The 13,207-nt window shown below is 70.6% G+C and carries 12 protein-coding genes; 2 read left to right on the plus strand and 10 right to left on the minus strand.

The window, feature by feature from the left end; all coding sequences use genetic code 11:
- Positions 1-98: 98 nt before the first annotated feature.
- Together E6U81_RS20595 and E6U81_RS20600 are read left to right on the plus strand one after the other, a co-directional pair.
- A complete protein-coding gene (locus tag E6U81_RS20595; RefSeq protein WP_136231573.1) occupies positions 99-884 on the plus strand; it encodes a peptidylprolyl isomerase in 786 nt (261 codons plus the stop codon).
- Between the two features lie 188 nt (positions 885-1,072).
- Positions 1,073-2,302 carry a DUF349 domain-containing protein gene (locus E6U81_RS20600; protein WP_136231574.1) on the plus strand — a complete coding sequence of 410 codons (1,230 nt, stop codon included), beginning with the start codon at positions 1,073-1,075 and terminating at the stop codon, positions 2,300-2,302.
- A 66-nt stretch (positions 2,303-2,368) separates the two neighbouring features.
- On the opposite strand, the gene E6U81_RS20605 is transcribed toward E6U81_RS20600, so the two are convergent.
- The 10 genes from E6U81_RS20605 to pdxT all read right to left on the minus strand — a co-directional run bounded on the left by E6U81_RS20605 (position 2,369) and on the right by pdxT (position 13,205).
- Entirely contained in the window at positions 2,369-4,819 is a 2,451-nt protein-coding gene (locus E6U81_RS20605; RefSeq protein WP_136231575.1) for a bifunctional (p)ppGpp synthetase/guanosine-3',5'-bis(diphosphate) 3'-pyrophosphohydrolase, read from the minus strand.
- A gap of 200 nt (positions 4,820-5,019) precedes the next feature.
- Entirely contained in the window at positions 5,020-5,574 is a 555-nt protein-coding gene (locus E6U81_RS20610; RefSeq protein ID WP_037632259.1) for an adenine phosphoribosyltransferase, read from the minus strand.
- On the minus strand, positions 5,571-6,632 hold the full coding sequence (secF, locus tag E6U81_RS20615) for a protein translocase subunit SecF (protein ID WP_136231576.1): 1,062 nt from the start codon (positions 6,630-6,632) through the stop codon (positions 5,571-5,573). Before secF ends, E6U81_RS20610 begins: the two co-directional genes overlap by 4 nt.
- Before the next feature lie 3 nt (positions 6,633-6,635).
- A complete protein-coding gene (gene secD, locus E6U81_RS20620) occupies positions 6,636-8,414 on the minus strand; it encodes a protein translocase subunit SecD (RefSeq protein WP_136231577.1) in 1,779 nt (592 codons plus the stop codon).
- A 153-nt stretch (positions 8,415-8,567) separates the two neighbouring features.
- Entirely contained in the window at positions 8,568-9,011 is a 444-nt protein-coding gene (gene yajC, locus E6U81_RS20625; protein ID WP_136231578.1) for a preprotein translocase subunit YajC, read from the minus strand.
- Between the two features lie 165 nt (positions 9,012-9,176).
- Entirely contained in the window at positions 9,177-10,250 is a 1,074-nt protein-coding gene (ruvB, locus tag E6U81_RS20630; protein WP_136231579.1) for a Holliday junction branch migration DNA helicase RuvB, read from the minus strand.
- Between the two features lie 168 nt (positions 10,251-10,418).
- The gene (gene ruvA, locus E6U81_RS20635; protein ID WP_136231580.1) at positions 10,419-11,051 is read right to left on the minus strand and encodes a Holliday junction branch migration protein RuvA; all 633 of its coding nucleotides are present in this window, start codon (positions 11,049-11,051) and stop codon (positions 10,419-10,421) included.
- Positions 11,048-11,596, minus strand: coding sequence for a crossover junction endodeoxyribonuclease RuvC (ruvC, locus tag E6U81_RS20640; protein WP_136231581.1), 549 nt, complete (start codon positions 11,594-11,596; stop codon positions 11,048-11,050). Before ruvC ends, ruvA begins: the two co-directional genes overlap by 4 nt.
- A gap of 205 nt (positions 11,597-11,801) precedes the next feature.
- Entirely contained in the window at positions 11,802-12,554 is a 753-nt protein-coding gene (locus tag E6U81_RS20645) for a YebC/PmpR family DNA-binding transcriptional regulator (protein WP_136231582.1), read from the minus strand.
- A gap of 57 nt (positions 12,555-12,611) precedes the next feature.
- Positions 12,612-13,205, minus strand: a complete 594-nt coding sequence (pdxT, locus tag E6U81_RS20650) for a pyridoxal 5'-phosphate synthase glutaminase subunit PdxT (protein WP_031150241.1) — start codon at positions 13,203-13,205, stop codon at positions 12,612-12,614.
- Positions 13,206-13,207 lie beyond the last annotated feature (2 nt).

Below are 13,207 nucleotides of genomic sequence, written 5' to 3' on the forward strand. Positions count from 1 at the left end.
GAGCCTACCGGCGCCGCTCATTACACAGCGAACCCATATACGGTACGGCCTATCCCAGCCCGGACAGCAGTATCAGACACGTACAAGGAGACGACCCGGTGGTCACGAGCGATCAGCGGCGGCGACAGCTCGCCAGGGAGAAGTACGAGCGCCAGCAGAAGCGCCGCGCCGAGGCCCGGAAGAAGGGCCGTCAGCGGGCGGCGGTGATCGGCGCGGTGGTCGCCGTGGTGATCGCGACGCTGGTCGGCCTGATCGTGGGCGGCGTCTTCGACTCGGACAAGGACACGAAGGACGCGGCGGCGGACCCGTCGGCCTCGGCAACGCCGCCGGAGCCCAAGCAGTCCCCCTCGCCGGAGATGGCCATCGACCAGAAGGGGAAGTACACCTTCGCGCTGAAGACCAGCGCCGGTGACATCAACTTCGCGATGGACGCGGCGAAGACCCCGCAGACCGTGAACTCGTTCAAGTCGCTCGCCGACAAGGGCTACTTCGACAACACCAAGTGCCACCGGCTGACGGCCGGCGGGATCTTCGTGCTCCAGTGCGGCGACCCCGAGGGCACCGGCCGCGGCGGCCCGGGCTACAACATCCCGGACGAGAACCTGGACTCCCTCGGCAAGGCCAACGAGCAGGGCCAGGTGATCTACCCGGCCGGCACGGTGGCGATGGCCAACACCGGCCAGCCCGGCTCGGGCGGCAGCCAGTTCTTCCTGGTCTACAAGGACAGCCCGCTGACGCCGACCTACACGCCGTTCGGCAAGATCGACGCGGCGGGACTGAAGGTCCTGGAGGAGATCTCCAAGGCCGGCACGGTCGACGGCGGCCAGGACGGTGCGCCGAAGAACGAGGTCAAGATCGAGAAGGGCACGGTCACCCAGAACTGACGGGTGACGCGACCCCGGGGCCGGCCGGCCCGCGCCCGTGCGCCGAGATTCCGTCGTGCGGGATGCGGACAGCCGGCCCGGCGGTCGCCTATGTTGGCGTTGTGCAGGGCGGGCGCTGCCCGCCCCAGGAAACTGTGGACGATGCCCAGGGGGTGAACCCCTCGCAGGCATCAGGTGGAGGAGGCGCTGTGAGCAGCGACCCGTGGGGCCGAGTCGACGAGACGGGCACCGTGTACGTGCGTACTTCCGATGGCGAGCAGGTCGTCGGATCGTGGCAGGCGGGCACCCCCGAGGAGGCCCTGGCCTACTTCGAGCGCAAGTACGAGGGCCTGGTGGTCGAGATCGGCCTCCTCGAAAAGCGGGTGCGGACCACTGATCTGTCCGCCAAGGACGCCCAGACGGCGATCGACCACCTGCGTACGCAGGTCGACGAGCACCACGCCGTGGGCGACCTGGACGCCCTGCGCGTGCGGCTGGACAAGCTGGTCGAGACCGTGGAGTCCCGGCGCGAGGAGCGCAAGGTCGCCAAGGCCAAGCAGGCGGACGAGGCCCGGACGGCCAAGGACGCGCTGGTCGCCGAGGCCGAGCAGCTGGCGCAGAGCGACCAGTGGCGCAGTGCCGGCGAGCGGCTGCGCGCCCTGGTGGACATCTGGAAGGGCCTGCCGCGCCTGGACCGCAAGTCGGACGACGAGCTGTGGCACCGGTTCTCGCACGCCCGTTCCGCCTTCTCCAAGCGCCGCAAGGCGCACTTCGCCTCGCTGGACGCGCAGCGCGAGGACGCCCGCAAGGTCAAGGAGAAGCTGGTCTCGGAGGCCGAGTCGCTGTCGAAGTCGACCGACTGGGGTCCGACGGCCGCCCGCTACCGCGAGCTGATGGCGGACTGGAAGGCGGCGGGCCGGGCGCAGCGCGAGGCCGAGGACGACCTGTGGAACCGTTTCCGCGGTGCGCAGGACGTGTTCTTCGCGGCCCGCAGCGAGGTGTTCGCGGAGCGTGACGCCGAGCAGATCGAGAACCTGAAGCTCAAGGAGGAGCTGGCCGACGAGGCCGAGAAGCTCGTCCCGATCACGGACCTGAAGGCGGCCCGCGCGGCGTTCCGCTCCCTCAACGAGCGCTGGGAGGGCATCGGCCACGTGCCGCGCGACGCCCGGCCGAAGGTCGAGGGCCGGATGCACGCGGTGGAGCGGGCGATCCAGGAGGCCGAGGAGGGCGAGTGGCGCCGTACGAACCCGGAGGCGCGGGCCCGTGCGGCCGGTCTGACGGGTCAGCTGCAGGCGGCCGTCGACAAGCTGCGTGAGCAGATCGACGCGGCGCGCGCGGCGGGCAACAACGCCAAGGCCGACAAGCTCTCGCGCGAGCTGGAGGGCCGCCAGGCCCTCCTGGACCAGGCGCTGAAGGGCCTGGAGGAGTTCGGCGGCTGATTCGGCCGCCCGTGCACGACGAGGGCCCCGGTACGGAGATCCGTACCGGGGCCCTCGCTCTGTCTCCTACGGCCTGCGGGCCGAGGTGACGCGGTAGACGTCATAGACGCCCTCGACGCCGCGGACGGCCTTCAGGACGTGCCCCAGGTGCTTGGGGTCGCCCATCTCGAAGGTGAACCGCGAGGTGGCCACCCGGTCGCGGGAGGTCTGGACGGCCGCCGACAGGATGTTGACGTGCTGGTCGGACAGGACCCGTGTGACGTCCGACAGCAGCCGGGACCGGTCGAGCGCCTCGACCTGGATGGCGACCAGGAAGACCGAGGACTGGGTGGGCGCCCACTCGACCTCCAGCATCCGCTCGGGCTGCTGGGAGAGGGAGTCGACGTTGACGCAGTCCGCACGGTGAACCGATACGCCACTGCCGCGCGTGACGAACCCGATGATCGGGTCGCCCGGCACCGGGGTGCAGCAGCGGGCCAGCTTGACCCACACGTCGTCGACGCCCTTGACGACGACGCCCGGGTCGGCGTTGCTGCGCCGCTTGCTGCGGGCCCGCGCGGGCGGGATCGATTCCTCGATGTCCTCGTTGGCCGCTTCCTCGCCGCCGAGGGCCGCCACCAGCTTCTGCACGACGCCCTGCGCGGCCACGTGGCCCTCGCCGATGGCCGCGTACAGGGAGGAGATGTCCGGGTAGCGCATCTCGTGCGCGAGGGTCACCAGCGAGTCGCCGGTCAGGATGCGCTGGATCGGCAGGTTCTGCTTGCGCATGGCCCGCGCGATGGCGTCCTTGCCGTGCTCGATGGCCTCGTCGCGGCGCTCCTTGGAGAACCAGGCGCGGATCTTGTTCCGGGCGCGGGGGGACTTGACGAAGCCCAGCCAGTCGCGGGACGGTCCGGCGCCCTCGGCCTTCGAGGTGAAGACCTCGACGAGGTCGCCGTTGTCGAGGGTCGACTCCAGCGGGACCAGGCGGCCGTTGACCCGGGCCCCTATCGTCCGGTGGCCGACCTCGGTGTGGACGGCGTACGCGAAGTCCACCGGGGTGGCTCCGGCGGGCAGCGCTATGACGTCGCCCTTGGGGGTGAAGACGAAGACCTCGTTGCGCGAGAGGTCGAAGCGCAGCGAGTCGAGGAACTCGCCCGGGTCCTCGGTCTCCTTCTGCCAGTCCAGCAGCTGGCGCAGCCAGGCCATGTCGTTGACGGTGTCCTGGCCGGCGCTGCCCTTGGCGGCCTGCGGGACGTCGGTGCGGACCTTGGAGGTGCCCGCCACGGTCTGCTGCTTGTACTTCCAGTGCGCGGCGATGCCGTACTCGGCGCGGCGGTGCATGTCGAAGGTGCGGATCTGCAGCTCGACCGGCTTGCCGCTGGGCCCGATGACCGTCGTGTGCAGCGACTGGTACATGTTGAACTTGGGCATCGCGATGTAGTCCTTGAACCGGCCCGGGACCGGGTTCCACCGCGCGTGCACCGTGCCGAGGGCCGCGTAGCAGTCCCGGACGGTGTCGACGAGGACGCGGATGCCCACCAGGTCGTAGATCTCCGCGAAGTCACGGCCGCGGACGATCATCTTCTGGTAGACGCTGTAGTAGTGCTTGGGGCGGCCCGTCACGGTGGCCTTGATCCGGGCGGCTCTGAGGTCCACCTGGACCTCGTCCGTGACGACGGCGAGGTATTCGTCCCGCTTGGGCGCCCGCTCGGCGACCAGGCGCACGATCTCGTCGTACATCTTGGGGTAGAGGATCGCGAAGGAGAGGTCCTCCAGCTCCCACTTGATCGTGTTCATGCCCAGGCGGTGCGCCAGCGGGGCGTAGATCTCGAGGGTCTCGCGGGCCTTCTTCTCCTGCTTCTCCCGCTTGAGGTAGCGCATCGTGCGCATGTTGTGCAGCCGGTCGGCGAGCTTGATGACCAGGACGCGCGGGTCCTTCGCCATCGCCACGACCATCTTGCGGACGGTCTCGGCCTGGGCCGCCTCGCCGAACTTCACCCGGTCGAGCTTGGTGACGCCGTCGACGAGCAGCGCCACGGCGTCGCCGAAGTCGCGGCGCAGGTCCTCCAGGCCGTACTCGGTGTCCTCGACGGTGTCGTGCAGCAGACCGGCCATGAGGGTGGCGGGGTCCATGCCGAGCTCGGCGAGGATGGTGGTGACCGCGAGCGGGTGGGTGATGTACGGGTCGCCGCTCTTGCGCTTCTGGCCGCGGTGCCAGCGCTCGGCCACCTGGTAGGCCTGCTCGAGCTGGCGCAGCGTCGACGTCTCGATCTTCGGGTCGTTGCTGCGGACTATGCGGAGCAGCGGTTCCAGTACCGGGTTGTACGGGTTCGAACGCTGCACGCCGAGACGGGCCAGGCGGGCGCGCACCCGGTTGGAGGACGCAGCCGACTTCGCGGGCGCGGGCTTGACCGGCGCCGGCTTCGGGGCGGGCTTGACCGGCGGGGCCGGCGGGGGCGTGGCGGCGGCCGCCGTGGCCGGCTCGGCCTGCGGGTCGGGCTGCGCGGCGGAGATTGGCTGGACCTCGTCTGGCAAGAGCGCTCCTCACGGGGTTCCCCCGGACGGAGTCTGGGGGAGGATCCGGTGCCCGTGTCCGGTCCGGATAACCCATCGTAGCGAGGGTTCGGTCACCCCGTTCGCCGAGCCCTTCGCAACGGCCCGGGCACGCGGACGGCGGGCACCCGGAGGATTCCGGATGCCCGCCGTCTCGTACGGGGTGGGCGCGGTCGGACCGCTCAGACCACGATCAGCGCGTCCAGCGGAGCACCTGCCAGGGACCCGGCCAGCTTGGCGCGGCCGGGGAGGAACGAGAGCTCCATCAGGACCGCCACGCCGGCGACCTCGGCCCCGGCCCGCCGGATCAGCGAGAGGGAGGCCTCCGCCGTACCGCCGGTGGCGAGCACGTCGTCGATGACCATGACCCGGTCACCGGCCGACAGGTCCTCGGCATGGACCTCGATCTCCGCCGTGCCGTACTCCAGCTCGTACGACTGCGCGAGCGTCGCCCCGGGCAGCTTGCCGGCCTTGCGGACCGGCACGAAGCCGATCCCGGCCTGCACCGCCACCGGGGCCGCGAGGATGAACCCGCGCGCCTCCAGCCCGACGATCTTCGTCGCGCCGTACTGCCCGGCCAGCTCCACGAGCGCGCCGGTCAGCGCACCGAACGCCTCGGGGTCCGCCAGCAGCGGGGTGATGTCCTTGAACATCACCCCCGGCTTCGGGTAGTCCGCCACGTCCTTGATCCGGCTGAGCAGGAGGGCCCGTACGTCGTCCGACAGCTGTGCGGTCAACGTCGCCGCCCCGGCTGCTGCCGGCCCTGCGACACGACCTGCGGCTCGCCGTCGGAGCCCTGGGCGTCGTCCGGGGACTCGCCCTTGGCCGCCGCGGACGCGCGCTTGGCGAGCACCCGCTTCTTCAGCGCCTTCATCGCCGGCTCGCGCTCCTTGAGATCCACGACCAGCGGGGTCGCGATGAAGATCGAGGAGTACGCACCGGCCGCGAGGCCGACGAACAGCGACAGCGAGATGTCGTTCAGCATGCCGGCGCCCAGGAAGCCGCCGCCGATGAACAGCAGGGCCGCGACCGGGAGCAGCGCCACGACCGTGGTGTTGATCGAACGGACCAGGGTCCCGTTGATGCTGCGGTTGGCGATCTCGCTGAAGGTGAAGCGGGTCTGCTTGGTGATGTCCTTCGAGCCCTCCTTGAGACCGTCGAAGACGACGACGGTGTCGTAGAGGGAGTAACCGAGGATGGTCAGCAGGCCGATCACGGTGCCCGGGGTGACCTCGAAGCCGACGAGCGCGTACACGCCGACGGTGATGGTGAGGTCGTGGATCAGGGCGATCAGCGCGGCGACGGCCATGCGCCATTCGAAGGCGATGGCGAGGTAGATCACCACGAGGACCATGAAGACGCCGAGGCCGGTCCAGGCCTTGTTCGCGATCTGCTCGCCCCAGCTGGGGCCGACCAGGTCGGCGTTGATGTCGGCCTCGGTCACCTTGAGGTCGGCGGCCAGTTGCTTCTTCACGTCGGCCGCGGCGTCGGTGTCCAGACCGGAGATCTGGATGCGCATGCCGCCTGTGCCGAGCTCCTGGACGATCGCGTCGTGGCCGGAGGCCTTCTCCGCGTCCTCCGTGACCTTGGCGACCGAGACGGCCGTCTTCGGGGTGGTGAAGACGGCTCCGCCCTTGAACTCGATGCCCATGTTCAGGCCCTGTACGGCCAGGGCGACGATCGCCGTGATGGTGATCAGGATGGAAACGCCGTACCAGAGAAAGCGCTTTCCGACGAAGTCGTAGCCGACCTCACCGCGGTACAGCCTGGCGCCGAGATCTCCCAGCTTCGACATCTCTCACGCCTCCTTTGCTTCGACGGGGGCGGGTGCGGCGGTACGCCGGGAGCTGCGCAGCGGGGGCTTGGCGCCGAGCCGCTTCGGGTCCAGCCCGGACCACGGGTGACCGCTGGAGAAGAACTTCGTACGCGCCAGCAGCGTCATGACGGGCTTGGTGAAGAGGAACACCACGACCACGTCGAGCAGGGTGGTCAGACCCAGCGTGAAGGCGAAGCCCTGCACCTTGCCGACGGTGACGATGAACAGCACCGCGGCGGCGAGGAACGACACGAAGTCGGAGACCAGGATCGTACGGCGGGCGCGCGGCCAGGCGCGCTCGACGGCCGGACGCAGGGTGCGGCCCTCGCGGATCTCGTCGCGGATGCGCTCGAAGTACACGATGAACGAGTCCGCGGTGATGCCGATGGCCACGATCGCACCGCAGACGGCCGGCAGGTTCAGCGCGAAGCCGATGCCCTTACCGAGCAGCGCCATGATCGTGTAGGTCAGGATCGCGGAGACCAGGAGGCTGATGATCGCGATGAAGGCCAGGCCGCGGTAGTAGACGAGCAGGTAGACGACCACGAGGAGGAGGCCGATCGCACCGGCGATCAGGCCGGCGCGCAGCTGCTCGCCGCCGAGCGCGGCGGTGACGGTGGTGACGCTGTCCTCCTGGAAGGCCAGCGGCAGGGCGCCGTACGAGAGCATGTTGCCCAGGTCCTGCGCGGACTGCTGGTTGAAGCCACCGGAGATCTGTGCGTTGCCGCCGGTGATCGAGGTGCTCACGGACGGGTCCGAGATGACGTCGCCGTCGAGGACGATCGCGAACTGGTTCTGCGGCATCTGCTTGGCCGCCAGCTCGCCGGTGACCTTCGCGAAGGCGTCGGCGCCGTGGTCGTTGAAGTTCATCGTGACGATCCACTGACCCGACTGCGGGTCGATCTCGCCCTTGGCGCTCTTCACGTCCTTGCCCTCGACCGCGGCCGGTCCGAGCAGCCACTTGCCCCACTGCTCACCGCGCTGGCCGCAGGCGAGCGTCGGGTCGGACGGCTTGACGCCCTTGCCGACGTTGGCGCGCTGCTCCTCGTTCGTGCAGTCGAGCGCGGCGAACTTGGCCTGCAGGTCCGCGGCGGCCGGGTCGGGCGCGGGGGCGCTCGCGGAGGGCGACGGAGCCGCCTTGTCGTCTGCCTTCTTCGACTCGCCCGCCGACGGCGTGGGAGTGGGCGCGTTCGGGGCCTTGAGACCCTCGCTGAGCGCGCGGCCCTGGGAAGTGGCGCTGGACGACGGGGTGGCGGACGGGCTGGTCTTGTTCCCGTCCTGGGCCTTGGGGGCGCCGGAGCCGCTCGCGGAGGGGCTCGGGCTCTGGGCGCCCTCGGGAGCGGCGGGGGCGCCGTCCGCGAACGCGATGACCGGGCGGAAGTAGAGCTGGGCGGTGGTGCCGACCTGCTCGCGCGCCTGCTTCTCGTTCATCCCCTTGGGGATGTTCACGATGATGTGGTCGCGTCCCTGCGTCTGGACCTCGGCCTCGGAGACGCCGAGCCCGTTGACACGGCGCTCGATGATGCCGACCGCCGTGTTCATGTTGGTCTCGTTGACGGCGTTCTCTTTGCCGGCCTCGCTCTTGGCCTTGAGCGTGATGCTCGTGCCGCCGGCGAGGTCGATGCCCAACCGGGGAGTCGTCTGCTTGGAGATGAACATCCCCGCGGTGAGCGCCACCATCGCGATCAGGATGATCGCCAGGGCACGCCCCGGCCTCCCCTGAGCCCCCGTGGGCCGCCGGCCCTTCTTCGGTGCTGCCACCTTGTCGTTTCTCCCTGTCCAACCGCCCCGCGCCGGGTCAGCGCGCGGACGGCCACGAAATGTGTGGTGGGGACCCCTGCCCCCCGCAGAAGTGTCACTGACGGGGACCGCGCCGACCGCCGGTCAGGCGCCCGCACGGTCCCCGGCCGCGCGCTACTTCGCGCCGGCCTCGCCGTCCGTCTTGCCGTCCTCGGGCTTGTCGTCGCCCTTGGGCTCGTCCTTCTTGCCCAGGTCCAGCTTCGGCGCCTCGCCCTCGTCCTTGGTGAGGGAGGAGGCGTCGTCCGGCACGACGGGCGTGTCGGTCGTCACGTCGTCGATGCCGTGGACGATGCGGTTGTACTCCGCGTCGTCCAGTACGGCGCCGATGGCGTTCTTCGCGTAGATCGCGTGGACGCCGGGAGCCACCTCGAGGGTGACCGTGTCGTCACCGATCTCCTTCACCGTGGCGTACATGCCGCCGATGGTGCGGACCCCGGTGCCGGGCGTCATCTGGTCGCGCATCTGCGCGGCCGCCTGCTGCTTCTTCTTCGCGGAGCGGGTCATCAGGAACATCGCCCCGATGAGCACGATGAACGGGAGGAGTGTCACGAGATTCACGGGACGGAAATCCTTCGCACGACCGCACGCGGACGGCGGCCTTTTCTACGGGGGTGGGCACGCCGACCCGAAGGGTCGGCATCGGCGGAGTCTAGGCGAGTCCGCACCGATGGAACAACGCCCAGCATGGCACCGCAGTTCCTGAGGGGGCGAACCTCCGCGCCGTCAGGCCCTGAACAAGCCCTGTTGCCCCGTTGATCCGCTTCCGCCGTGCTGCGGTGCGACAAGGCCCAGGTGGGCCCATGCGGCGGGGGTCGCGACCCGCCCCCTGGGGGTGCGCGCGAGCAGGCCCTCGCGGACCAGGAAGGGTTCCGCGACCTCCTCCACGGTCTCCCGCTCCTCCCCCACCGCCACGGCGAGGGTGGACAGGCCCACGGGCCCGCCGCCGAACAGCTTCAGGAGAGCCTCCAGAACGGCTCGATCCAGTCGGTCGAGGCCGCGGGCGTCCACCTCGTACACCTGGAGGGCGGTGGCGGCCACCTCGCGGTTGATCACGCCGTCCGCCCGGACCTGGGCGTAGTCGCGCACGCGGCGCAGCAGCCGGTTGGCGATGCGCGGGGTGCCGCGGGAGCGCCCGGCGATCTCGGCCGCGCCGTCGGCGTCGATCTCCACGTCGAGGAGGCGGGCGGAGCGGTGGACGACGCGCTCCAGCTCCTCGGGGGCGTAGAACTCCATGTGGCCGGTGAAGCCGAACCGGTCCCGCAGCGGCGGGGGCAGCAGTCCGGCCCGGGTGGTGGCGCCGACCAGGGTGAAGGGCGGCAGCTCCAGCGGGATCGCGGTGGCCCCCGGCCCCTTGCCGACGATCACGTCGACGCGGAAGTCCTCCATGGCCATGTAGAGCATCTCCTCGGCGGGCCGGGACATGCGGTGGATCTCGTCGAGGAAGAGGACCTCGCCCTCCTGGAGGGAGGAGAGGATCGCGGCGAGGTCGCCGGCGTGCTGGATGGCGGGCCCGGAGGTGATCCGGATGGGCGCCCCCATCTCGGCGGCGATGATCATGGACAGGGTGGTCTTGCCGAGTCCGGGCGCGCCGGACAGCAGGACGTGGTCCGCGGTGGCCCCGCGCTGCTTGGCCGCCTTCAGGACCAGGTCCAGCTGCTGGCGGACCTTCTCCTGGCCGACGAACTCACCGAGGTCCTTGGGCCGCAGGGCCGCCTCGACGGCGGTGTCCTCACCGTCTGCTGCCGCCGCTACCAGCCGGTCCGGCTCAGTGGTGTCGGTTTCGTCGTCCCAGTTCACGGTGTCAGTCTGCCTTCTGCGTCATGGAGAGATTCGGTCCGGGGTGCCTGCGGGACGCGGCTCCCGCGCGGACGCCGGGCGGTGGCGGCCGCCGCCGGCGCCGCTCCCGGCGCGCAACGCCCGTACGGGGCTGCGGCCCGCCCCCGGGGCCTGCGCAGCCGCAGCCGGTCAGCGGGCCCGGTTGAGGGTCTGGAGCGCGGCTCGCAGGAGCTGCGGCACGGGGGCCGCGCCACCGGCGGCGATGGCCTCCTCCGCCTGCGGGGTCACCGCGGCGACGGCCTCCTCGGCGTCGCGGGAGGCGTAGCCGAGGCTGATCAGGGCGGCGGACAGCTGCTCGCTCCACGGGGCCGGGGCGGATGCGACGGCACGCTGGGCGCCCACCAGGCCGCTGCTGCCCAGCGGGGCACCCAGCTTGCCCTTGAGCTCCAGCAGCAGCTTCTGCGCGCCCTTCGGCCCGATGCCCGGCACGGCCGTCAGCGCCTTCGCGTCGCCGGAGGCGAAGGCCACCCGCAGGGCATCGGGGCTGTGCACGCCGAGCATCGCCTGCGCGACCCTGGGGCCGACGCCGCTCGCGGTCTGCAGGAGCTCGAACACCTGGCGCTCGTCGTCGTCGGCGAAGCCGTACAGCGTCAGCGAGTCCTCCCGGACGACCAGGGAGGTCGCCAGCCGGGCCTGCTCGCCCATGCGCAGGCCGGCGATGGTGTTCGGCGTGCAGTGCACGGCCATGCCCACTCCCCCGACCTCGATCACGGCGAGGGTGGGGGTGAGCGCGGCGACCGCGCCGTTGACGAAGGCGATCATCGGGTACGGCCTTTCGAGGCGTGCTGGACGTGCTGGGCGTGCTGGGCGACCGCCTGCTGGAGGCGGTTCTGGGCGGGGGCCCGCCAGATGTGGCAGATGGCGAGGGCGAGGGCGTCGGCCGCGTCGGCGGGCTTGGGCGGCTCGGCCAGCCGCAGCAGCCGGGTGACCATCGCGCCGACCTGGGCCTTGTCGGCCCGGCCGCTGCCGGTGACGGCGGCCTTGACCTCGCTGGGGGTGTGCAGGGCGACCGGTATGCCGCGGCGGGCGGCGCAGAGCATCGCGACGGCGCTCGCCTGCGCGGTGCCCATCACGGTGCTGACGTTGTGCTGGCTGAAGACCCGCTCCACGGCGACGACTTCGGGCCGGTGCGTGTCGAGCCATTCCTCGATGCCCTGCTCGACGGCGACGAGCCGGTGGCCCAGCTCCGCGTCGGCGGGCGTCCGTACGACCCCCACCCCGAGCATGGTGAGGGGGCGGCCGGCGACTCCTTCGACGACGCCGACGCCACACCGTGTCAGCCCCGGGTCCACGCCCAGTACGCGCACCGCGCCCCCTCTTTGCGGCTGAACCGCCGCCGCTCCCGCGGAGGTGGCTGAGCACCGTCGTGGCTGCTCCCTTGATGGCTGCGGTCCGAAAACGGGCGCACACCCGGTTGACGCCGTCAGGCTATCCGCCCGCACTGACAATGCGACGGCGGGCCGACAGGGTGTGTCCTGTCGGCCCGCCGGTTCCGCTCAGCTCGCCGCGGCGTTACGCGTCGACCTTCTCCATGACCTCGTCCGAGACGTCGAAGTTGGCGAAGACGTTCTGCACGTCGTCGCTGTCCTCCAGCGCATCGATCAGCTTGAAGATCTTGCGCGCGCCCTCTTCGTCCAGCTCGACCTGCATGGTCGGCAGGAAGTTGGAGTCGGCCGAGTCGTAGTCGATACCGGCCGCCTGGAGCGCGGTGCGGACCGCGACCATGTCGGTGGCCTCGCTGATGATCTCGAAGCTCTCGCCGAGGTCGTTGACCTCTTCGGCGCCCGCGTCGAGGACCGTCTCCAGGACGTCGTCCTCGGAGAGCTCGCCCTTGGGCAGCAGGACGACACCCTTGCGGTTGAACAGGTACGAGACCGAGCCCGGGTCGGCCATCGAACCGCCGTTGCGGGTCATGGCGACACGCACGTCGGACGCGGCACGGTTGCGGTTGTCGGTGAGGCACTCGATGAGCACCGCGACGCCGTTCGGACCGTAGCCCTCGTACATGATCGTCTCGTAGTCGGCGCCGCCGGCCTCGAGACCGCCGCCGCGCTTGACCGCGGAGTCGATGTTCTTGTTCGGGACCGAGCTCTTCTTCGCCTTCTGGATGGCGTCGAAAAGCGTCGGGTTGCCATCGATGTCGGCGCCGCCCATACGGGCCGCGACCTCGATGTTCTTGATCAGCTTCGCGAAGAGCTTGCCGCGCTTGGCATCGATCACGGCCTTCTTGTGCTTCGTCGTAGCCCATTTAGAGTGGCCGGACATCCGCCTGTCTCCTTCGCGTCACCAACAGTGTTCGTCTTCGATCCTACCGGGAGCTCGTCACAGCCCGGCGCGCACCATCTCGACAAAGTACGCGTGGACGCGGTCGTCACCGGTCAGTTCGGGGTGGAACGAGGTCGCGAGGACCTTGCCCTGGCGCACGGCGACCGTGTGGCCGTCGTAGGTCGCGAGCACCTCGGCGGCGGCGCCGACGGACTCGACCCACGGCGCGCGGATGAAGACGCCCTCGACCGGGCCGCCCTCGATACCCGCGAAGTCGATCTTCGCCTCGAAGGACTCGTTCTGACGCCCGAAGGCGTTGCGGCGCACGATCATGTCGATGCCGCCCAGGGTCTCCTGGTCCTCGCGGCCGTCGAGGAGCTTGTCCGCGAGCATGATCATGCCGGCGCAGGTGCCGTACACGGGCATGCCGGCGGCCACACGCTCGCGCAGCGGCTCCAGCATGCCGAAGAGCACGGCGAGCTTCGACATCGTCGTGGACTCGCCGCCGGGGATCACCAGGGCGTCGACCTCGGCGAGCTCCTCGGGGCGCCGGACCGGCCTGGCCACGGCGTCCGCCGCGGCCAGGGCGATCAGGTGCTCCCGTACGTCGCCCTGGAGGGCCAGGACACCGATCACGGGGGTGTTCGTCATGT

Source organism: Streptomyces sp. A0592 (assembly GCF_004795115.1).
Lineage (GTDB): Bacteria > Actinomycetota > Actinomycetes > Streptomycetales > Streptomycetaceae > Streptomyces > Streptomyces erythrochromogenes.